Annotated in this window: 18 protein-coding genes; 10 read left to right on the top strand and 8 right to left on the bottom strand. The window is 50.6% G+C overall.

What is annotated here, in order from left to right; all coding sequences use genetic code 11:
- Nucleotides 1–46: 46 nt before the first annotated feature.
- Nucleotides 47–664 (top strand): lysophospholipid acyltransferase family protein, encoded by a 618-nt coding sequence (locus AC4IE8_RS08285; protein WP_490790787.1) that lies wholly within the window; start codon nt 47–49, stop codon nt 662–664.
- A gap of 92 nt (nt 665–756) precedes the next feature.
- On the opposite strand, the gene AC4IE8_RS08280 is transcribed toward AC4IE8_RS08285, so the two are convergent.
- Together AC4IE8_RS08280 and AC4IE8_RS08275 are read right to left on the bottom strand one after the other, a co-directional pair.
- Nucleotides 757–1,161, bottom strand: coding sequence for a hypothetical protein (locus AC4IE8_RS08280; RefSeq protein ID WP_490790786.1), 405 nt, complete (start codon nt 1,159–1,161; stop codon nt 757–759).
- 232 nt (nt 1,162–1,393) lie between these two features.
- Nucleotides 1,394–1,669, bottom strand: a complete 276-nt coding sequence (locus AC4IE8_RS08275) for a PEP-CTERM sorting domain-containing protein (protein WP_490790785.1) — start codon at nt 1,667–1,669, stop codon at nt 1,394–1,396.
- A gap of 819 nt (nt 1,670–2,488) precedes the next feature.
- Between AC4IE8_RS08275 and AC4IE8_RS08270 the strand changes: the two genes are divergently transcribed.
- Together AC4IE8_RS08270 and AC4IE8_RS08265 are read left to right on the top strand one after the other, a co-directional pair.
- Nucleotides 2,489–2,791 carry a hypothetical protein gene (locus AC4IE8_RS08270; protein WP_490790784.1) on the top strand — a complete coding sequence of 101 codons (303 nt, stop codon included), beginning with the start codon at nt 2,489–2,491 and terminating at the stop codon, nt 2,789–2,791.
- 11 nt (nt 2,792–2,802) lie between these two features.
- Complete coding sequence (locus tag AC4IE8_RS08265) at nt 2,803–3,258, top strand: hypothetical protein (RefSeq protein WP_490790783.1); 456 nt, start codon at nt 2,803–2,805, stop codon at nt 3,256–3,258.
- A gap of 19 nt (nt 3,259–3,277) precedes the next feature.
- Here the strand turns inward: AC4IE8_RS08265 and AC4IE8_RS08260 are convergent, their stop codons facing one another.
- The 4 genes from AC4IE8_RS08260 to AC4IE8_RS08245 all read right to left on the bottom strand — a co-directional run bounded on the left by AC4IE8_RS08260 (nt 3,278) and on the right by AC4IE8_RS08245 (nt 8,745).
- On the bottom strand, nt 3,278–5,659 hold the full coding sequence (locus AC4IE8_RS08260) for a nitric oxide reductase activation protein NorD (RefSeq protein ID WP_490790782.1): 2,382 nt from the start codon (nt 5,657–5,659) through the stop codon (nt 3,278–3,280).
- A 220-nt stretch (nt 5,660–5,879) separates the two neighbouring features.
- Entirely contained in the window at nt 5,880–6,686 is an 807-nt protein-coding gene (locus tag AC4IE8_RS08255; RefSeq protein ID WP_068988154.1) for a CbbQ/NirQ/NorQ/GpvN family protein, read from the bottom strand.
- A gap of 201 nt (nt 6,687–6,887) precedes the next feature.
- The gene (locus AC4IE8_RS08250; RefSeq protein WP_068988155.1) at nt 6,888–7,244 is read right to left on the bottom strand and encodes a ribulose bisphosphate carboxylase small subunit; all 357 of its coding nucleotides are present in this window, start codon (nt 7,242–7,244) and stop codon (nt 6,888–6,890) included.
- Between the two features lie 79 nt (nt 7,245–7,323).
- Nucleotides 7,324–8,745 (bottom strand): form I ribulose bisphosphate carboxylase large subunit, encoded by a 1,422-nt coding sequence (locus tag AC4IE8_RS08245; RefSeq protein ID WP_305782024.1) that lies wholly within the window; start codon nt 8,743–8,745, stop codon nt 7,324–7,326.
- A 252-nt stretch (nt 8,746–8,997) separates the two neighbouring features.
- Between AC4IE8_RS08245 and AC4IE8_RS08240 the strand changes: the two genes are divergently transcribed.
- The 4 genes from AC4IE8_RS08240 to AC4IE8_RS08225 all read left to right on the top strand — a co-directional run bounded on the left by AC4IE8_RS08240 (nt 8,998) and on the right by AC4IE8_RS08225 (nt 14,109).
- Entirely contained in the window at nt 8,998–9,906 is a 909-nt protein-coding gene (locus AC4IE8_RS08240) for a LysR family transcriptional regulator (protein ID WP_068988157.1), read from the top strand.
- Nucleotides 9,907–10,127: 221 nt separating this feature from the next.
- The gene (dxs, locus tag AC4IE8_RS08235) at nt 10,128–12,038 is read left to right on the top strand and encodes a 1-deoxy-D-xylulose-5-phosphate synthase (protein WP_490790781.1); all 1,911 of its coding nucleotides are present in this window, start codon (nt 10,128–10,130) and stop codon (nt 12,036–12,038) included.
- 6 nt (nt 12,039–12,044) lie between these two features.
- The gene (gene gloB, locus AC4IE8_RS08230) at nt 12,045–12,824 is read left to right on the top strand and encodes a hydroxyacylglutathione hydrolase (protein WP_068988159.1); all 780 of its coding nucleotides are present in this window, start codon (nt 12,045–12,047) and stop codon (nt 12,822–12,824) included.
- A 148-nt stretch (nt 12,825–12,972) separates the two neighbouring features.
- The gene (locus tag AC4IE8_RS08225; protein ID WP_490790780.1) at nt 12,973–14,109 is read left to right on the top strand and encodes a rhomboid family intramembrane serine protease; all 1,137 of its coding nucleotides are present in this window, start codon (nt 12,973–12,975) and stop codon (nt 14,107–14,109) included.
- Nucleotides 14,110–14,605: 496 nt separating this feature from the next.
- On the opposite strand, the gene AC4IE8_RS08220 is transcribed toward AC4IE8_RS08225, so the two are convergent.
- Nucleotides 14,606–15,565 carry an SLAC1 anion channel family protein gene (locus tag AC4IE8_RS08220; RefSeq protein ID WP_490790779.1) on the bottom strand — a complete coding sequence of 320 codons (960 nt, stop codon included), beginning with the start codon at nt 15,563–15,565 and terminating at the stop codon, nt 14,606–14,608.
- Nucleotides 15,566–15,746: 181 nt separating this feature from the next.
- Entirely contained in the window at nt 15,747–16,619 is an 873-nt protein-coding gene (locus AC4IE8_RS08215) for a phosphoribulokinase (RefSeq protein WP_068988162.1), read from the bottom strand.
- Nucleotides 16,620–17,324: 705 nt separating this feature from the next.
- Here AC4IE8_RS08215 and AC4IE8_RS08210 point away from each other — a divergent pair.
- The 3 genes from AC4IE8_RS08210 to AC4IE8_RS08200 all read left to right on the top strand — a co-directional run bounded on the left by AC4IE8_RS08210 (nt 17,325) and on the right by AC4IE8_RS08200 (nt 19,844).
- Entirely contained in the window at nt 17,325–17,969 is a 645-nt protein-coding gene (locus tag AC4IE8_RS08210) for a hypothetical protein (protein ID WP_068988163.1), read from the top strand.
- 319 nt (nt 17,970–18,288) lie between these two features.
- Nucleotides 18,289–19,041, top strand: a complete 753-nt coding sequence (locus AC4IE8_RS08205) for an exopolysaccharide biosynthesis polyprenyl glycosylphosphotransferase (RefSeq protein ID WP_068988164.1) — start codon at nt 18,289–18,291, stop codon at nt 19,039–19,041.
- 365 nt (nt 19,042–19,406) lie between these two features.
- A complete protein-coding gene (locus AC4IE8_RS08200) occupies nt 19,407–19,844 on the top strand; it encodes a rhodanese-like domain-containing protein (RefSeq protein ID WP_490790778.1) in 438 nt (145 codons plus the stop codon).
- Nucleotides 19,845–20,332: the final 488 nt, after the last annotated feature.

The following is a 20,332-nucleotide window of genomic DNA, read 5'->3' as shown; positions in this document are numbered from 1 at the left end:
ACATTTCAAATATGATAGTTTAGGGAATCTTAGGTTAGATGGCTGCATGGATAAAGAGATAACCCATTCATTCTACTCTATAACAGCATGGATTTTACAGCGACTCATATACCCCTTGTGTCGCTTTTATTACTTTAAAATAAGAGGCGTAACTCTTATAGATGTGTCTGGTATGAAAAATGCGGATACACCTCTATTATTGGCTGTAGCGCCTCACACCAAGCATTCAGATGTAGTGATCGTTCCAGCTTCTGTTCCTTTTCATTTGTTACCTGTCAGGTGGTTAGCTGATGAAAAAATCTTTACCAATCAATTAAAATCTTACTGGTTAAAGCTATGGGGAGCTGTTCCAGTAAAAAGGGATCGTCATGGCGAACTGAGAATTGATGATATAGATACGATTATTGAATTTACTGAAAGTGGTAAATGCGTAGGAATCTTCCCTGAGTGCTGCTTAGTAGGAGGGCACTTTGGTGAATTACACCAAAGCTTGATATCTAAAGCCTTAAAGAGAAGATTACCTGTCTACCCTATCGGTTTAGGATTTTCAGAGTTATCTTCCGTTGGTGACAAACTCATGGTTGAGCGTATAAAAGAATCTGTTCAGATTGGCGAGATTCTAACTAAGCCAGAGGATCTGCTGGATAGGTGGACGCACTTGTAGGGCGTTCATGTTTTGGATTACTCAATAGGCATCTGACCAGGTTCGAATGGATTGAATGAGAGATGATGGTATAAGTCACTCTCAGCTTCTGATCAGCCACCATAATCCATGGTTTGATCATGTGGAAGGTATTCCGCTACATCACTATGTAAGAATCTTAGTATAACGAAACTGTCGCCATGTCCACCGTCGACCATTTCAGCATCAGCCTGACCAAGGTGGTTATAAATATCCCCATCTGGAAATCCGTAGTTGGCATAGACGTATGGAGGAGTTCCATAGTTGTATGAAAATGCAAAAAAGATATCGATGTCATCAATTTCTTCATCGCTGGCACCAGTGCTTAGATCACTACCTGAGTTACAATTTATACTGATGCTCTGACTTAGCACCTGTTGCTCTTCCACTTCACCGTTATTGGGGATCATGTCCCTGTCTATGGGAATATTTCCCGCAAAGTCAAATCGGATATAAATAAATAGTTCGTCAGCTCCCATTGATAATGCAGTCAGGTCAACAGGGTACTAGTACTCTGGTGCGCCGCCTGGCGTTATCTGTTGATCAGGGGCATCTTCGATATAGTTAATGCTATAAATAGAGCTAATATATTCAGGTATTTCTTTAGTATCTCAGTGATACACAACCACAGGACATCATGGCTCTGTCTCTGTGGCTGTGTCGTGTGAGGTCAGATGAGCCATAAATTATCGTGAGCTCATGTGGCCTTCACTACAGTCTCTTTTTTCTTCTGTTTAGCGAGAGCATGCCTACTAAACCAGAACCAAATAACCAGACTGCAGCAGGAACTGGCACAGCGCTTACATCATTACCATCGGACACATCGAGTTGAATATCGATTGTGGTCGGTAGAAGTGATCCACCTGCAAGAAAGGCGTAATAGTGCTCAGTGGGATCAAAATTTCTTGGATTCAGCGACCCGGTAAGGTCATTTGGTGCGTCAGATGCAATATAGTTCGAGCCCCAACTGTAGATCTCCCAGCCCACGATATTGTCATTAAAAACTGGGTTACATCTACATTTGTATCAGACAGGGCAAGAAAAGCACTGGGATCATTGTAGAAAGTATCATTAGGATCTGTGGTGAGGGTAAAACCCAATGTAGTACCTAATGTGGTATAGCTGCTGGTCGTCAATTGGATATCCATCTGCCCATCCCCGTTACTACCAAGGTCGACTCTGATGATATCAGCGGCGACGGTACCTGTGGCGCCATTGATATTAACCGGGTATTGAGGATTGGTAAGATCCAGCTGGGAGCTATACTGAGCGGTAGCTGTCATGGTCGTGCAGCTGACTAGCGTCATCAATGCGGCGATCTATTTCATGTAATTTCGATACTTCATTTACATCTCCTTGTTCTTGATTAGTGGAAGTAACTTTGCCTAACACAGTTGATTCTTAAAAACCGATGCGGTTATGACGATATCGAGTTGATAGATTATTGAACACTAGGGTTTACCCTATTCTGTGAAACGAAGCAGCGTATGAAATGTGAAACAATCGACCCTTTAATAACCTTGTGCCAACCAGGTTCAGTGTGGATTTTTCAACGTAAATAATGAAAGGCCAGTTGAGAATCGATGTGAAGAGAGATGATTGGGGGCTTGTCTATTTTTAGCGGGATATTTCAGTTAAAGTGCTGGTCCAGATTTCCCTAATCCGTTAGCTAGACTTAAATGACTCACTAAAGACCCAGAAAACATGGATTTCAGCTATGTGAGAATCAATGAAACCCGTTTACAATATCGATAAACTGGAAAGGCGGATTTTCTATCAATAATGACTCAACAGCGTGCTAAGACCATGACAGACAGAATATACGAAGGTATTCACAACGATCCCAAAGGCGCCATGAATCCCACCGGAAACATCATCCGGGATGCCTGGGTTTTTGGATTGATTCCGGAAACTGAGACCTGCGAAGGTTGGACGGTTCAGGGGATCACCGATCTCTATGACAAGGTTACTCTAGAGTGGGAGAAATATGGACACTTGGTGTCGAATCTACCGGAGGATCTAGCCGAAAGACACAGCCGAATCTATCAACAGGCGATCAGCCAGGCAAAGGCCAAAGGCTGGGATCCTGAATTGGGTGATGATGACTGAGGTTTGTTGATATGGGGGAAAATCTCAGCGAATTATTCTTTCGCCCGGATGAGCTGGCTTGTGAACGTTTGACCATTCCGGCTCCTCTCTACAATCAGTGTCGGCTTATTTTGAGTCGCTGTCAGTATGAACATGTATTTGTCCCGGTTCGTACCATGCAGATACAGGCGGTGCTGGATGAAAACGAGGTAATTTTTATCGATAACCTGGCCTATGCGGTTAAGGATGGCCAGGGTGGTAAGCTGATTCGATTGGCCTGGAAGTTCCGTCGTGATCTCGATCGGGATAATCTGACCGAACCGGCGCCAATCGATATGATCTATTACGACGAGAAAGCCAGGGAGCTTCATAATCGTCTGATCGGCGAGTTTAAGAAAGCCATGGATCTGCTTGAGGAAAGGGCCAAAGAGCATGGCTGTGAACCCAAAGTCAAACGGGTCCTGCCCTTTCCAAAAGCAGATTCCTGATCAGAGTCAGCTGTCTCGGTTAGCCGGTCAGTGCGGCGAACACACTGGGTAGTCTTTCCGGCAGGCGTTCCACATTATCCACGATAGAGTAGCCGTTCTCACCAAAGATTCTGGAGACATAGCGGTCAGCGTTGGGATCAAGGGTCAGGCAATAGGTATAGACGCCCTGCATGGCCAGGTCCTCAACCGCCTTTTTGGCATCGTGTCGAAGGTATTGAGGATCCCGCTCATCGATATCTGCTGGCTCTCCGTCGGTAACCAGTAGCACCAGTCTTTTTTGTGCATTTTGCTCGGTCAGATGCCAGCCGGCATGACGCAGTGCCGCCCCCATACGGGTGGAGAGCCCACCCTTCATGCCCGCCATGCGTGCTTTGGCTACATCGTCATAACTCTGATCGAAGTCCTTGAAGCGATAATACTGCACATCATGACGACCATCCGATGCAAAGCCGTGAACGGCAAAGTTATCACCAATCGAGTCGATCGCCCAGGAGAGCAGTCCGGCAGACTCCCGGGTCAGGTCGAGAATGCTTTCCTGATCCTCATAACCCTCTTCACCTTCGGCGATGTCGCCAATCTTTTCATTGGTCGATTCAGAGAGGTCGAGCAACAGTACGATCGAGAGATCGCGAACATGGCGTGTGATGCGAATGTTGATCCGTGGGTCGGGCATAACGCCTCGGCGGATGTCGATCATTGACCGAACAGCCGCGTTAAGATCCAGCTCTTCCCCCTCTTCGTACCCCCTGCGCCGTACAATGCCCTGGGGTTGCAGCGCATCGATCAGATGGCGGATACGCGAAGCGATTGGTTTGTGCTTGGTAAGGATCTCGTCCATGATTTCGGGATCGCCAACGCCTTGCTTGCGCTCAATGACGGTTGCCCATTCGGGACGCGCAAGCTGTACATGGTAATCCCACTCATTGTAGTGGTAGGGATCGGATACTGGCTCCACGCCTTCCATCTGATTGTAACTGACTCCCATGTCTTCGTAGGGGAACAGCTCAGTGGAGAGCACCAGGATCTCATCCGGATTGTCGTGAGTCATCTCTGAGTCGAGGTCGTTGACGAACTCCATCAGACTGACGTACCGACGAACCGTCTTCTGTGAAGTCGGCAGGTAGTCGATGCCCTGGGATTCGAACATGTTCTCAGAGAAATCCCAGAAATAGCGGTTGTCGTCCCGATATGGGATCGGCCACTCGGAGAGGATGCGCACACTGGGAATCTTGGCGATTTCGGTAATCTTGTTGTAGAAATCGATACCAGCCATCCAGGACAAGCGTGGATTGTAGGGGTCCTCTTCCAATTTGGTTACGAATTCATCGGCCGTCTGATTGATTACATCAAGCTCATCACGATAATCGCGATCCATGATGGTGCGGGTTGTTCGCATCATCAGGTCCATGGTCTCGTGCGGCTTGCCATAATCATCGTTCTCACCAGGCTCGGAGGTGAAGAACTGCAACCAGAGTTTGCGTAAACCGGGAAATGCGCTGTAGGCAAGGTACTCGACGCGAGCATCCTCGAACAGTTCAATCATACGCATTTGTGCCTGTGAGAGTTGCTCTGCAGAGATCGGTTCACGGGTATAGACCATGTGCGCAGCTGCATGAGCTGCAGTGGCCCGATAGACCTCCATGCCATGAATGCCACGGAATGGATCGAAGGCATCCGGAACGTGGATCTGAAAACTCTCGATATAGGGTCGAATGCCCTGACGGGATTCGAAGTCGCCTGCCGTGGGTCGCATGAAAAAGGCGCGTGCCCAGAGTGCGCGCAAGTAGAAGTTGAGCTTGCGCTGATTATCGATGAACAGGGTACCGCGTCTTTCAGACTGGAGAATCGAGCGGGCTGACTCGGTCTGCAGGCCAAAGTAGGCCAACTGCCCATCCAGGTCACGCTGATGCGCCTGTGCTCCCCACATCACCCAACGACGAAGTCCGCCCAGAGTCAGCTTGGAGAGGAGTTCGTCCAGGTTCTCCATCATCGGACGCAGACCCCTTGGGGCTTTGCCTGTCATCTGGTGCAACAGCTTGAGAAAACCGCGCATGACATCAGCATCGCCGAGGCGTGAGGCTGCTAGTGGTAGGCTGGCCACAATCAGGGTGATGACACTGCCGGAGGTGTGCGAAGCCAGTTTCATCATCGCTTCGACGATATCGGGGATGATGTCCTCACCCACCTCTTTGGCAACCCCCGGCATTTCCTGTACATAGGTCAGTACCAAGTCCTGGCCACGACCCAGAGTACAGAAGGCGCGCATACCTTCCAGGTAGTTTTGCAGGCCACGCGGCGACATGACCCGTTGGGCCTCATGGTAGGATGACTCAAGTGCCTCAAAGTGCTCGTGGTCGCCCTCATCGAGGCAGGTGATATATTCCGAAAAATTGACGCTCATGGTTCTCTCCGGACGCAAATTCCGCCGAGGTACGCAGAGGCCGCAGAACAAACAGCTGATACAGATGGGTAAGAATCAGTGTCTGCAGACTGAAAGGGGCTTTCCGCCCAGGCGCCTACCTCTTGGGAAGGCACTCTTTCAAATCGATACACGACATGAGTCATTGATTGAACCCTCTGCGCAGTCTGCACTCCTGTACGGTCTCCGCGTCCAACGCGCATCAGAAATAGGTGTTGACCGCAGCACTCAGGGTGTCGCGCATATCCGGATCATCGGTAAGCGGGGTGACCAGGGCCATTTGACACGCTGACATTGGGTCGATGCCTTTGGAAACCAGCTGTGCCGCGTACACCAGCAGTCGGGTAGACATGCCTTCATCCAGGCCATGACCTTTAAGGTTTCGAGAACGCTGAGCGATCTGTACCAGCTTGCCGGCAGTCTCCGCGTCTACGCCGCCTTCATGCTGTACGATCTCGGTCTCGGTTTCGGTTTCCGGATAGTCAAAGTCCATGCCGCCAAAGCGTTGTTTCGTGGACTGTTTAAGATCCTTCATCAACGACTGATAGCCCGGGTTGTAGGAGATAACAATCTGGAAATCCGGATGTGCCTTGACCAGTTCGCCTTTCTTTTCAAGCGGCAGTTCGCGACGGTGGTCGGTCAGCGGGTGAATCACCACAGTGGTGTCCTGACGGGCCTCGACGACTTCATCGAGATAGCAGATGGCGCCGATCCGTGCAGCCACGGTCAATGGTCCGTCCTGCCACTTGGTGCCGTTGATATCGAGTAGGAAACGTCCAACCAGATCGGAGGCGGTCATGTCTTCATTACAGGCAACGGTGATCAACGGCTTGTTCAGCTTGTACGCCATATATTCAACAAAGCGTGATTTACCGCAACCCGTTGGGCCTTTGAGCATGACCGGCATGCGCGCATCGTAGGCTGCCTGGTACATCTCGACTTCATTACCTACGGAGCGGTAGTAAGGCTCTTCTTTAATCTGATACTGGTCTGAGTTGATATCGCTCATGATGTCCTACCTTTTGTAATCAGGTTGTTATTCACCAGGATGCCAAAGGCACCGCAGGGGTAATAGTTGAAAGCAGGTTTTCCGAAACCCTAACACACTGTTTTGGAAAACCAGCTGACTTTGAGCAGCTGTTTCAAAAAAAAGCCCCGCCGCCCAGGGTAGGGGGGCGGGGCCCTTCGACTAAGGTTCTGAAATCAGAACTTAGACAGTTTCACCACGGTAGATAACCATGGACGCACCAGCGCACTGGGCATAGTTGTCCAGGCCCAGCAGGCGTACGTGGTTCTTCGGGTGAGCCTGGTGGCAAGCTTCACACTCGGCCAGGATGGCGTCAACGTCGGTCTCACCGAACATCGGAAGTTTCCACATGTACCAGTAGCTGCCACTCGCATTTTCTGGTTCAGTATGTTCGATGGATGGGTTCCAGCCTTTGGATACGATGAACTCGATCTGGGTACGGATCTGGTCAGCATCCATTGAAGGCAGGTAGGAGAAAGTTTCAAACTTGCGGCTATCTGCATTGGCCAAGCTTGACTTGTAGTCTTGCATATCACTCATTGGTATATACCTCTAACTGTTCGAATTTGATTGAGTCGTTCAGCCGGTGGTCGGGTGCCGACCACCGCTGAACTGGTCATTACTTGTGAGAAACGTCCAGCTTGTCGACGGTGTCGAATTCGAACTTGATCTCTTTCCAGGTTTCCATGGCGGCTTTCAGCTCAGGGCTGGAAGCAGCAGCATTGGTAAGGATGTCCTTACCTTCCTTCTCCAGCTCACGGCCTTGGTTACGAGCTTCAACACAGGCTTCAACCGCAACACGGTTAGCAGCGGCGCCAGCAGCGTTGCCCCATGGGTGACCCAGGGTACCACCACCGAACTGGAGTACAGAGTCGTCACCAAAGATGTTAACCAGTGCAGGCATGTGCCATACATGGATACCACCGGAAGCAACCGGCAGTACGCCAGGCATAGAGCCCCAGTCCTGATCGAAGAAGATACCGCGTGAGCGGTCTTCTTTGACGAAGGAGTCGCGCATGATGTCGATCCAGCCCAGGGTCGCGTCACGGTCGCCTTCCAGCTTACCGACAACGGTACCGGAATGCAGATGGTCACCACCGGACAGACGCAGGATCTTGGTCAGTACGCGGAAGTGGATACCGTGGTGCGGATTACGGTCGAGGACCGCATGCATGGCGCGGTGAATGTGCAGCAGCATGCCGTTGTCCTGACACCATTGAGCTAGCTGGGTGTTTGCAGACCAGCCACCAGTGATGTAGTCATGCATGATGATCGGCGCGCCGATTTCTTTTGCGTATTCAGCTCGCTTCATCATTTCGTCGGAAGTCGGTGCAGTAACGTTCAGGTAGTGACCCTTGCGTTCGCCGGTTTCAGCTTCCGCTTTCTGAATCGCTTCCATGACGAAGTCAAAACGATGTTTCCAGCGCATGAATGGCTGGGAGTTGACGTTCTCGTCATCCTTGGTGAAGTCGAGACCACCACGCAGACCTTCATAGCAGGCACGGCCGTAGTTTTTAGCGGACAGGCCAAGCTTTGGCTTGATGGTACAACCCAGCAGTGGACGACCGTACTTGTTCAGCATATCACGCTCAACCTGGATACCCTGAGGTGGTCCATTACAGGTCATGACATAGGCAATTGGGAAGCGGATGTCTTCCAGGCGCAGTGCACGCAGGGCCTTGAAGCCGAAAACGTTACCAACAAGAGAGGTCATGACGTTAACGACAGAGCCCTCTTCGAACAGATCGATCGGGTAGGCTACGAATGCGTAGAAACAGGTGTCGTCGCCAGGAACGTCTTCGATGGCGTAGGCACGACCTTTGTAGTGATCCAGGTCGGTCAGCAGGTCGGTCCATACAGTAGTCCAGGTACCGGTAGAAGACTCAGCGGCCACAGCGGCTGCCACCTCTTCACGTGGTACGCCCGGCTGAGGGGTAACTTTGAAGCATGCCAGGATATCAGTATCCAGTGGCGTGTACTCGGGCATCCAGTATGTCTCGCGGTACTCTTTTACACCCGCATCATATTTCTTGGCCATTATAGCGATTCCTCCAAATTTAGGATTGCGTTGCCTTGAAATACAGCCGGTAGTCAGTTAACCGGCTGTAAGTAAATGTTTCATGTATATGCTCAATTAAAGTTTCAGCATATGCTCAATCAAGGTGCAGCTAGTATAGGTATCTCAGAGCTTAAGGGAAGTCAGATCTTTTAATCGAAATCATAAATAAAAACTTATACTATAATGGAGTCATAATCATATTTTCTGATACTTGGATCGGTAGATACCTCTGGAATGCACGTAACTCTCCGTCAATTAAAGGTTTTTGAGACCGTCGCCCAACATCTCAACTACACTCAGGCCGCCAAGGCGCTGCATCTGAGCCAGCCGGCCGTGTCGATGCAGGTCAAACAGTTGGAAGAGTCGGTGGGTATGCCCCTGTTCGAACATGCGGGTAAAAAGATCCAGCTGACCGAGGTCGGGCGGGAAGTGCATCAATACGCCCGCACGATCTTTCAGACCTTTGAAGAGATGGAGGATGTGGTGTCAGCCTTGAAAGGGCTCGATACCGGGCATCTGGATATCGCGGTGGCGAGTACCGTCAACTATTTCGCCCCCAGGCTGTTGGCGGCGTTCAGCCGCAGTTTTCCCAGTATCGATCTGCGTCTGGATGTGACCAATCGTGAGCGGTTGATGAGCCTGCTGCAGAATAATGAGACCGATCTGGTGCTGATGGGGCGGCCTCCGGGGGATATCGATCTGGAATTCAAGCCTTTCATGGATAACCCTTTGGTGGTGATCGCACCACCGGGCCACCCTTTGCAGAATCAACGGAATATTCCTGCCAAGCGTTTAAGTGAAGAGGTTTTCATCATGCGTGAGGCGGGGTCGGGCACGCGATTGGCCATGGAGCGCTATTTCGACGAGCAGCAGATTGAGATCAGACCCGGTATGCAGATGACCCGTAATGAAGCGATCAAGCAAGCGGTACGTGCGGGGATGGGGCTGGGTGTGGTCTCCACCCACACGATCGAGCTCGAGCTGGAGACAGGGCGCTTGGTGGTGCTCGATATCGAAGGTTTTCCACTGCAGCGCCACTGGTACCTGGTTTACCGTAAAAACAAGCGCTTATCTCCGGCTGCCCGGGCATTTTTCGATTTTGTGATGGCGGAAGCCCAGCACATCAAAGATGCGCCGGTTTGAATGCAGGAGTGGCAGTGAAAGGGTATAATCACCATTTAAGGTCCACTGTTTCACGGCGTCGCTGCAACAGGCCGGTTTTTCCCCTTGCAGCGGTGAAACAGCAGCGGACTTTAAAGCATTCTGCCGATTCTAGATTCGATCATAGGTTTCTGCAGTAGAGGGGCTGTCGGGCAGAGGGCAGCTTCAATTTCAGACTGTATCATCAAGGAGCCATCCTAATCATGTCAGATCAGGGCACGACGGGTAACACCCCCAAGAGCATGGGTGACTATCCAATCCTGAGCCAGGTTAACTACCCGGGTGATTTGCGTAAGCTGGACCCGATCAAGCTGCGTCCACTGGCGGTGGAAATGCGGCGATTTCTCATCGACAGCGTAGCTCAGACCGGAGGGCATCTGGCGGCTGGATTGGGGGTAGTGGAGCTGACCATTGCCCTGCACTATGTGTTCAATACCCCCTATGACCGGCTGATCTGGGATGTGGGTCATCAGGCCTATCCACACAAGATTCTCACCGGGCGGCGCGAACGTATGGGGAGCCTGCGTAAAAAAGGTGGGCTATCCGGTTTTCCCAAGCGTAGCGAGAGTGACTATGACGCCTTCGGCACCGGCCACTCCAGCACCTCCATCGGTGCCGCACTGGGTATGGCGGTGGCCGCCAAACAGAAGGGGGAGAACCGCAAGGTTGTCGCCATCATCGGCGATGGCGCCATGGGGGCCGGGATGGCCTTTGAGGCCCTCAATCAGGCTGGCGCCCTGGATCAGGATCTGCTGGTGATCCTCAATGACAACGATATGTCGATCTCCGAACCCGTGGGTGGGTTCAGTAATCACCTGGCGAAACTGCTCTCCGGCAAGGTCTATACCAGCATGCGTGAGGGTGGCAAATCTGCGCTCAGCCATCTGCCCCACCAGTTAAGCGATCTGGTGGGCAAATGGGAGGAGCATATGAAGGGCATGGTGATGCCAGGCACCCTGTTTGAAGAGATGGGCTTTAACTATATCGGTCCCATCGAAGGGCATGACTTCGATACCCTGATCACCACGCTGCACAACATGCGGCATATGCGTGGCCCCCGTCTGCTGCATGTGGTGACCCAGAAGGGTAAGGGCTATATCCCGGCAGAGCAGGATCCCTGTGTCTACCATGGGGTGACTCCGTTCGATCCGGCCACCGGCAAAATGGAGAAAGGTACCAGCAGCAAGACCTATACCCAGGTATTCGGTGATTGGTTATGTCATGTTGCCGAGCAGGATGAAAAGCTGGTCGCCATCACACCGGCCATGAGTGAAGGCTCTGGCATGGTGACCTATGCCAAACGTTTTCCACAGCGCTATTTTGACGTGGGAATCGCCGAACAGCATGCGCTCACCTTCGCGGCCGGCCTCGCCTGTGAGGGGTTGAAGCCGGTGGTGGCGATCTACTCCACTTTTCTGCAGCGGGCCTATGATCAGTTGATCCACGATGTGGCCCTGCAAAATCTGGATGTCACCCTGGCTGTGGATCGGGCCGGGCAGGTTGGTGCTGACGGGGCGACACATGCGGGTTGTTTCGACCTGAGTTATGTCCGCAGTCTGCCCAATATGGTGATCATGGCTCCAGGGGATGAGCAGGAGTGTGATCGTCTGCTGCAAACCGGCTATGAGTATGAGGGGCCTGCGATGATCCGCTACCCCAGAGGAGCCGGTCCGGGGGTTGAGGTCGAGGTCGGATCAGCCGCATTGGAGGTCGGTAAGGGTGAAATCAGACGTACCGGCAAACAGGTGGCTCTGCTGGTGTTTGGCAGTCTGCTTGCCACCGCCCAGCAGGTTGCCGATCACCTCGATGCCACGCTGGTGAATATGCGTTTCATCAAACCGCTGGATGAGGCTCTGGTGCGGGAGATGGCTGCCAGCCATGAAATTCTGGTCACGCTTGAGGAGAATGTGGTTCAAGGTGGTGCCGGCTCTGCGGTCAACGAGTTCCTTGCGGCCAAGGGTATTCAAGTCAATCTGATCAATCTGGGGTTGCCCGATCGTTACCTGGATCATGCCAGTCATCAGGAGCAGTTGACGGAAGCCGGATTGGACTATGCGGGTATCCTCTCGGCCATTGAAAGGGTCAGTCGTTCATCCAAGTTGCGTCTGGTCTGAGTTACGATGCTGCAGATCACCCCAATCAAAGCCTTTGATGACAACTACATCTGGACACTGAGAAATCCCGGCGCCTCAACGGCTGTTGCTGTTGACCCTGGAGATGAAACTCCACTGCTCGACTGGCTGCAGGAAAACTCACTGACGCTGAGCGCGGTACTGATCACCCATCGCCACTATGATCACGTGGGAGGGGTTCCGGAACTGCGGACGGCGTTTCCCGACCTGAAGGTTTTCGGTCCTGCCGGGGAGTCGATCAAAGGGGTAACTGAGCCTCTGCATGAGGGGGATCGGCCGCTGATTCCGGGTCTGGATGCAGATTTTCAAGTACTTGAGGTGCCTGGCCATACCGCCGGACATATTGCTTATCTGGGTGAGCAGGCGCTGTTTTGTGGCGATACTCTGTTCGCTGCAGGCTGTGGACGGGTATTCGATGGCACGATGGCGCAACTGGCGAACTCATTGCAGAGGATTGCGCAACTGCCGGCAGAAACCAAAATCTATTGCGCCCACGAATACACCCTCGACAATCTGGGCTTTGCCCGTTGGGTGGAGCCTCAAAGTGAGGCGGTCATGCAGCGTATTGAAACCGAACAGGGTAAACGACAAAACGGCGAGCCGACCCTGCCCTCTAGTCTGCAGCTTGAGTTGGCGACCAATCCTTTTCTACGCACTCAGGTTCCATCGGTAGTGGCGGCAGCGGAAAAAGTTGTTGGAAAAACCTTGACCGATCACGCAGAAATTTTTAAGGTTATCCGTCAATGGAAGGATAGGGAATATGATTGAGGGGAGGGAGTCTCTATGATCGACTGTTCAATTATTCCTTCATCACTGGTCATCCGCTTGTGCCAATCATGACCAGGGCTCGAGTCCAACAGTGAATGTGACATGAGTTTATCAAGGAAAAAAGTACCGCCAAGTCAGGGAAGACCGTATGACAACTGCTCCACAAACAGTCACCTTTGATCTTAAGCGTCTCCCCTTGGTGACGTTCACGCTGATTCTGATCAACCTTTTTTTCTATTCGATTTGGCATCAACCAACCATAATCGGTTGCATCGATTGCGGTTTTTATACCGGTAAGTGGATCGGTCTGACGCTGGTCAGCCATATGTTTGTCCACGCAGGATTACTGAATCTCATCAGCAACCTGCTGTTCTTGGCGCTGCTGGGTTATATGACCGAGAGACTGCTTGGCCGTCATCTGTTTCTCGCCCTCTATCTGGGATCCGGCCTGGTGGTGACCATTTTGGCACTGATGTTTGTACCAGAGACCCTGGTTCCAGGATTTGGCACCTCCGGGGCGATCTCGGGTGTGCTGGGGCTTTCGGCAGTGATTTTTGGTCATCGGCAGATTCCTCTGTTGAAACTGTCCAGTCGTTACACCAATGTACAGTCAATGCCGGTATTCGGTTTGCTGCCACTTTGGATAAGCATCGAGTTTATTCAGTTCATGGTCTACTCCAACAGTCAGATGAACTACCTGGTGCATATCCTGGGTTTGCTGATCGGTGCGGTGGTTGTGCTGGTGATCAAGAAAACTCATTGGGTGTCGAGTTTAAGTTTGTTTGATGGAGCAGCGATCGCCAAAGACATCGATGCTGAATTGGATCGAGCCGGAGTCTATTTTGGTGAGCAACAATTCAGTGATGCATTGAAGGTACTCAGGCAAATCTATCGTGAGGAGTGTGGTGACTTGAGGTTTTTATCGCTCTACTATCAGTGTGGACGGCATTTTCCACAACAAGAGGATGTACATCGGGCTGCGCGAAAAATCTTCAGTCTGCCTGAGCGTGATAGCAAAACCGTTGATCTGATAGTCAAAACTTATCGTAACTATATCCGTTTAGCCGAACCTGGGCCCAGGTTCAATGAATCGATGCTGTTTCATCTTGCCGATCTTTTTGTCGATCGTAAATGGGGTAGTGAGTTGGATAAGATCATGTTGCTGATGCGGAAGAAGCATGCGGCCTGTCTGTTCGACAGTAATCTGCCTTACCGGTATGCAAAGCTGCTGGATGAGCAGGGTCGAACCTCGGAAGGTCTCGATTACCTTAAAAACATCACCTAAGGAATCTCTGTGTTGGTCGTCTCTGCGACACAGTTGTTACAACAGTGGGGGATACCACTCTGTAGCCTGCAGTGAAGCGATTGCTATGGGCCACAATCAGACGCAATTCACCGCAAATATTCATAATCTGCACAAGGCAATATTAAACAGACCTGAATGGTGCTTACTCTTACCCTGTTTGGTGGGGCATGGCCCCACCCTACGCTCTGAAATCAATGGTAGGGTGGGGCCATGCCCCACCAAATACGTTTTGATTAAATACATTGAAGCCCATGGCGCTTACTGAGCCACCATCAGTTTTAATACTGATGATAAGGTTAGTAATAGGGTGAAGCATCGCCATGATCATCGAATCTGCACAGACGCACTGATTTTTTCCGGACAGCAGTGGCCGAAGGTCGGGATCCAGCTGCCTCACACCTGGAACTCCCCTCTACACTATATTCCGACCGACTGACCGTCCTTTCTTCTGCTCAACACAATCGATGTTTTGAGACTAATCCTCCGGCACGCAGATCTTATTCTCGCCAACCGCTTTCAGTGTCCGGTAAAACAGAAAAGTAACAACCAGAGTCAGCACAGAGAGCAGTAGCCAACCAATAACAGCAAATCCAGACAGACCGGTTAATTCATACATCAGCAGGGTGGCAATGGTGATCGCAGCCAGTGGAAAGGAGTAGGCCCACCAGGAGAGAAAGAACTGAAGTCTTGTAAAGCGAGGTGCCATACTGGCCAGCAGCAGGGTGAGGAACAGGCCACTGTAGTAGAGCACATGGGCAAAGTTGTCCAATTCACCATTCAATTTCACGTAGGAGATGAAACCGACCGCGGGTGGTGCAATAAGAATGAAGAAGGTTGGCATCAATTTATCCGGCAGCGGATTATGAAACAGAACCCGATAGATGATGATGGTCAACAGCACCATCCAGAAGACAATGCCGATACTGAAAAAGAACCAGGAGATTTCATTGTGTCCATGGGTGGTACCGGCCACCGGTACCAGCACATTACCAACCACAGGAATAAACCAGGCCGGGTTGATATGGTTGATCTCAAACTTGTCGTGATGAATCCAGATATTCATGACGTAGAGTGTGAAAGCGAGATGCAGTGCGCTGCCGATTGACCAGAGTAGATAGGAGATCGATGGTAGCGTCTGTAACAGGGTGATCGACAACAGAATCAGGCTGATGGATACCGCTGGAAAGAAGTTGAGTTTGACCGGGTGATTGAGTTCCTTTACCACCTGTTGCGGATATCGGAACAGTTTTATGCTGTAGAGCCCGACCAACAAGATAAAGATTAGGGCCGTGAAGGGGATCAGGGCCATATCGATACGGATCGGTAATTCGAATCCGCTTTGGGCTTTCTCCCAGGCGATACAGAGACCGGCCAAACCCATGACCATCGCAAAGAATGAGATCGGAAAGTGTGCAAGACGTGGTGTTTCTTTCATGGGTTTGATTCCGGGATGGGCCAGCGTTAATTGTTGACTGAAATGATAAGTTAAGAGGATGGTCGGGACATTGAAAATTCTCAAAACCCCTGGGATCCATCTGGGTATGGAGAGGTTGGCGGGATAAAAAAAGCCGCCAAACCGGGAGGCAGGGCGGCTGTCTGGTTTGAGCGGTGTGAAATCAGACGTTACGGGCGTCCATCATGCGCTCAATGATCGGCTGCAGGACGATCTCCATTGAGAATCCCATCTTGCCGCCAGGCACAACAATGGAGTTGCGCCGAGACATGAAGGAGCCTTCAATCATCGACAGCAGATAAGGAAAGTTGATATCGAACTTCTTCGGATCACTGAAACGAATTACAACAAAGCTCTCGTCCGGTGTCGGAATATCGCGGGCGATAAAGGGGTTCGAGGTATCCACCGTCGGTACCCGCTGGAAGTTGATGTCTGTGCGGGAGAACTGGGGCGTAATGTGGTTGATGTAGTCCGGCATGCGTCGCATGATGGTATCGACGATCGCCTCTTCGCTGTAGCCCCGCTCTGCGTTGTCCCGGAAAATCTTCTGGATCCACTCCAGGTTGACGATCGGTACCACGCCAACACCCAGATCGACATGTTTGGCAACATCCGTTTCACCATCCACAACCATTCCGTGCAGGCCTTCATAGAACAGCAGATCGGTACCCTGATTAATCTCCTCCCAGGGAGTGAACTCACCAGGTTTCTGATCACAGCCGAGTCGGGCATTGTGTTCAGCGGCTTCTTCCGGGCTATGGAGGTAGTAGCGTTTGTTGCCGCTGCCGGTTGCACCGTAGGTCTTGAAGAGCTCTGCGATCTTATCAAAATGGTTGGCTTCTGGGCCAAAATGGCTGAGACCATTTGCCATTTTCTCACGCATTTCCACACGGGTATAGCGGTGAAAGCTGTCGCCTTCTACGACGGCGGGTTTGATGCCGTCACGATAGAAGATGTGCTCGAATGCACGTTTAACAGTTGTGGTGCCAGCGCCTGATGAGCCGGTTACGGCCACCACTGGATGCTTCTTTGACATGTGCTTCTCCCTAATCTGATCATTGTAATGGTTATGTCCGGTGTCCCCTCTTGGGGGTGATTTTTCTCTGTCCGGACCGCATATTGTTGAAAAAATGGTTGCCAACTATAACACGGCATTTCCCCAATACCAGAGATTTGGCGGCACAGAACCACCCTTCGGTTTAACCTTTTTCACCAAGTCATTCGGCTATCCGGCGGATAAAAATATCATGCTGCGATGCAATATCCGCATTGCTTCCGAAGCCTCGGTTATGCCCTGGGTAGGGTATTCGGAATTTAACACGATATGGTGTATTTAGCCGCAAATGTCCGCATATTTACTGCAAATTTCATGCAGATTTCCCAATATTGTTATGTCTCTGTTGTCTGCTTGATTGGGCGCTTAGCCATGACATTTTCGGGGTTGCGCTGACGACTCGGAATCATTGTGCCTCGCCAGTGACCCGGTTCAGCGGCTACTCATGAAACTCTGTTTATACGCAATGACTTGCGATCTTCTGCGGTTCTGTATTCCGTTTATTCGTGGCAAAAGACCCGCAATCGGCTGGGAGAAGGGTGTTGAGCCACCATGGCCCAACGAATCTTCAGTGCATAGTCAAGTGAATATGTCACATCGGGCGGATGCGCCTTTGCCTGGCTGGGAATGGCTTTCGTGCTGCATGCTATCTGGGCAGGCTCGCATCCAAGGCTTTAGGACAAGCTAATGAAAAATAATATAACCATTCCAGAGAAGGGGGAGGCGGGAGCAGACGAACTGATCCTTGCCCGAAGCGTTCTGTTGGCAAACATGTTTTCCGGAAAAGTGCCACCGGAGGATATTTTACGCTGTGTGCGCCGCTATTCAGAGGTCACTCACTGGGAAGAAGTTTTGTGCGCGGCAATCTACCCGAAAGCAGGAAAGCTCATCGCCATCGTCAGCCGACGCCAGCCTGATGGCTACAGTGGCATTCTGCGACGCCATGGGTCGGTGCAGTACGTAAGATTTTTTATCGACTGGGGAGATCAATCCGGTTTTCAGGCATTGGGGTTGAGCCATTTCAAGGTCTGTGATGCTACGCCGGATGAGTCCGAGGATCAGTTTCCGGTGTGTCATCTGGTGTCACTCGGTTTCAATGCTGATCGTTATTGGGAGTCGTTGATGCAAGGCTATCGGCCGGTCGTCCGGGCCGTGCTTTCGTGGAATCAGGTGCCAGAGTTGGATCCGGAGTTCGTACCTGTTTTCGGTAATCGAATCGATTCCCAGATTCAGGTCGAATCAGAGAAAGAGCTGCTGTTCCATTTCAAGATGCCGATCCGCGGTAGTCAACAGGGGGAAGGGCGACCACCCTGTGTGATGAGCGTGAGCTAGCCAGCCCCGGCTGTACCTTAGTGGGTACTGCTTTGTCAGCTCACCCTGATAATAAGCAGCACTAACAGATTCCCCCGCCACTCTATCGGCAGTAGCAGATCAATCCTTAGTGACAAGTGAATATGTCACACATTCTGAGTGTTCCATTCGATAACTTCCCAGGCCTGGGATTTGAAATCATAAAGTCATACCAGGCGGAAGCGGCGCCGCAGAAGCAGAGAATGAATCGTTTCAATGGATAAAAAGTCTGGTACAGCCAAGTGAATCGGCTGAGTTGGGTAAGGAAGCCCAAACCTACAAAACAGACGGGGAGAGGAAGATGAATGTTCAGACTGATCGCGACATGTTCGTAAGTCAAGATGGACCGGGTTACGGATTCAATCAAATTGATACCACAGACTCACTGGGTGCTATCAACACATCAGGATCGATGACAGGCAAATACCTGTTCAGTCAGCTCGCACTGACAAAAACGGCGGGTGGTGAAAGTCTCGGTAAACGACAATTCGATCTTGTATTGGGTACACTGATCCTGCTGCTGGCAAGCCCGGTGATGTTGCTTACTGCCTCACTGATCTGGTTGAGCTCCATGGGCCGAGATCCGGTGTTTTACCGTCAGCTCAGGGTTGGACTGAAAGGTCGTGAGTTTTATGTCTGGAAATTCCGCAGTATGCGTACCGATGCAGAACGCAATGGTGCACAGATGGCTGCGAAAAACGATAACCGTGTAACTCGTATCGGTCGTTTCATCAGAAAGACACGAATCGATGAATTGCCACAGCTGTGGAATGTATTTGTCGGCGACATGAGTTTGGTCGGTCCCCGTCCCGAGCGGCCGGAATTCGTCTCCAGCTTCCAGCGCAAGATTCGTGGATATGCGCTAAGGCATCAGGTAAAGCCGGGAATCACCGGTTGGGCGCAGGTTAAGTATCCCTATGGAGAGACGGTGGAAGATGCCGCTCACAAACTCTACTACGACCTGACCTATGTGCGTAAGAACAGTGTGCTGTTCGACCTGATGGTGCTGCTGCGGACCATACCGGTGATCCTGACCGGGCATGGTGCACGATAGTTTGTATCTGATTTAATCCGCAGATGAACGCAAATAGTATTCGTGAATAGGATATTCATCGAGATTCAAGGCAGGGTGTAGGGTTTCCGCACCCTGTCTTGCTTCTGACTCAAATATAATCCGGGGTTGGGTTTTGCCTTTTTCAGGGTGTTACTTTGTCACTTTCAGGTCGGCACAAATCCACAACAGATTTTTATTGTTTCTACAAGAATTAAAAGAAACAGAACCGGTTTTTATTGATACAAAAAAATAGTTTGAGTTTCTGTTAACCCGGTCAATACCGACTCCATGAACCAGGGAAGGATGTAAAGAAAAATCCGGTTCGCAGTTGTTGATAACAATCGTACTCCAGAGGAGTTTGCAAAATGTTTCTTCCAACTGATCAAGCCCTGGCAATCGATATTCGCAGCAGTGCAGAGGTTATGTTGTATGGTGTGGCCGAAAGTGCGGATGCCCACATTCCTTACTATGGTGGTCCGATTGATGAGTGGAATGTATTTCAGCAAAGCTTTATCACCCATGGTAATACCAGCTTTGTCAATGGTGTGTTTGATCTGATAAGAGAATATGGACTCTATCGGGATTGCTCGATTGTGTTGCTAACCAAGTCGAACCGTAAAGGGGTAAGGGCGGCAAGTCTGCTTCAAGTTGCTGGGTATAAGAATATACGCGTTGTTCAAAGAGTGGGTAACTCAGATAGCTTGGTGGAAGTTGCTCGTAAAAAGCAGGCATATACTTGTGATGAAGAAGGGGTTATGGAGGAGGGGTCTTATTCACCTTATCCTTCTGCGACTCTGCAATAAATATTATTTCTACGAGAATCGGTTCGTGATATTGGTGTCAGTATTTGCAGACGCTGTGGCATCTCCAAGCCCACATTAAGTTGGATTTTGAACTGGTCAGATTGAAACGATCTATGTGAATCACACAGCTTAGATCGGTAACCCGGCGGTCTGTTGATTTTCTTCGCCAATCTTCCGCTATTCTGGGTTACCTGTCATCAGTTTATGAAAGTTGATACCATTTGCCGGGAGGTTCCACGTATATCAAATTAGAATCATCCTTTGCTTCCATGATGGTTATTATACGTGTGTTGAGAACCTCCTTGATTGCAGGCGTTGTTTTTCTTCCTTTGGTTTTTAGCGTTTTATTTTTTTTATCTGATATCTGAAAACTGCCATCTGGCCTTATCGCCAATGTATACTCAAATGCCGACTTTTTGGATTTGATTTTGCAAAACTTGGCCATAATTCACCTACTAAAAAAATAATTATTTGTGGAAAGCTGACGT

Source organism: Candidatus Thiodiazotropha sp. AKAK2 (assembly GCF_058244685.1).
Note: the sequence above shows the minus strand (reverse complement) of the source record. Positions and strands in the feature narration are given on the sequence as shown.

Excerpts from the sequence above, each read along its gene's own strand:
- AC4IE8_RS08285 (WP_490790787.1), top strand. The coding sequence starts at position 47 with ATGGATAAAGAGATAACCCATTCATTCTACTCTATAACAGCATGGATT.
- AC4IE8_RS08280 (WP_490790786.1), bottom strand. The coding sequence starts at position 1,161 with ATGGGAGCTGACGAACTATTTATTTATATCCGATTTGACTTTGCGGGA.
- AC4IE8_RS08270 (WP_490790784.1), top strand. The coding sequence starts at position 2,489 with ATGACAGACAGAATATACGAAGGTATTCACAACGATCCCAAAGGCGCC.
- AC4IE8_RS08265 (WP_490790783.1), top strand. The coding sequence starts at position 2,803 with ATGGGGGAAAATCTCAGCGAATTATTCTTTCGCCCGGATGAGCTGGCT.
- AC4IE8_RS08260 (WP_490790782.1), bottom strand. The coding sequence starts at position 5,659 with ATGAGCGTCAATTTTTCGGAATATATCACCTGCCTCGATGAGGGCGAC.
- AC4IE8_RS08255 (WP_068988154.1), bottom strand. The coding sequence starts at position 6,686 with ATGAGCGATATCAACTCAGACCAGTATCAGATTAAAGAAGAGCCTTAC.
- AC4IE8_RS08250 (WP_068988155.1), bottom strand. The coding sequence starts at position 7,244 with ATGAGTGATATGCAAGACTACAAGTCAAGCTTGGCCAATGCAGATAGC.
- AC4IE8_RS08240 (WP_068988157.1), top strand. The coding sequence starts at position 8,998 with ATGCACGTAACTCTCCGTCAATTAAAGGTTTTTGAGACCGTCGCCCAA.
- dxs (WP_490790781.1), top strand. The coding sequence starts at position 10,128 with ATGTCAGATCAGGGCACGACGGGTAACACCCCCAAGAGCATGGGTGAC.
- gloB (WP_068988159.1), top strand. The coding sequence starts at position 12,045 with ATGCTGCAGATCACCCCAATCAAAGCCTTTGATGACAACTACATCTGG.
- AC4IE8_RS08225 (WP_490790780.1), top strand. The coding sequence starts at position 12,973 with ATGACAACTGCTCCACAAACAGTCACCTTTGATCTTAAGCGTCTCCCC.
- AC4IE8_RS08220 (WP_490790779.1), bottom strand. The coding sequence starts at position 15,565 with ATGAAAGAAACACCACGTCTTGCACACTTTCCGATCTCATTCTTTGCG.
- AC4IE8_RS08215 (WP_068988162.1), bottom strand. The coding sequence starts at position 16,619 with ATGTCAAAGAAGCATCCAGTGGTGGCCGTAACCGGCTCATCAGGCGCT.
- AC4IE8_RS08210 (WP_068988163.1), top strand. The coding sequence starts at position 17,325 with ATGAAAAATAATATAACCATTCCAGAGAAGGGGGAGGCGGGAGCAGAC.
- AC4IE8_RS08205 (WP_068988164.1), top strand. The coding sequence starts at position 18,289 with ATGAATGTTCAGACTGATCGCGACATGTTCGTAAGTCAAGATGGACCG.
- AC4IE8_RS08200 (WP_490790778.1), top strand. The coding sequence starts at position 19,407 with ATGTTTCTTCCAACTGATCAAGCCCTGGCAATCGATATTCGCAGCAGT.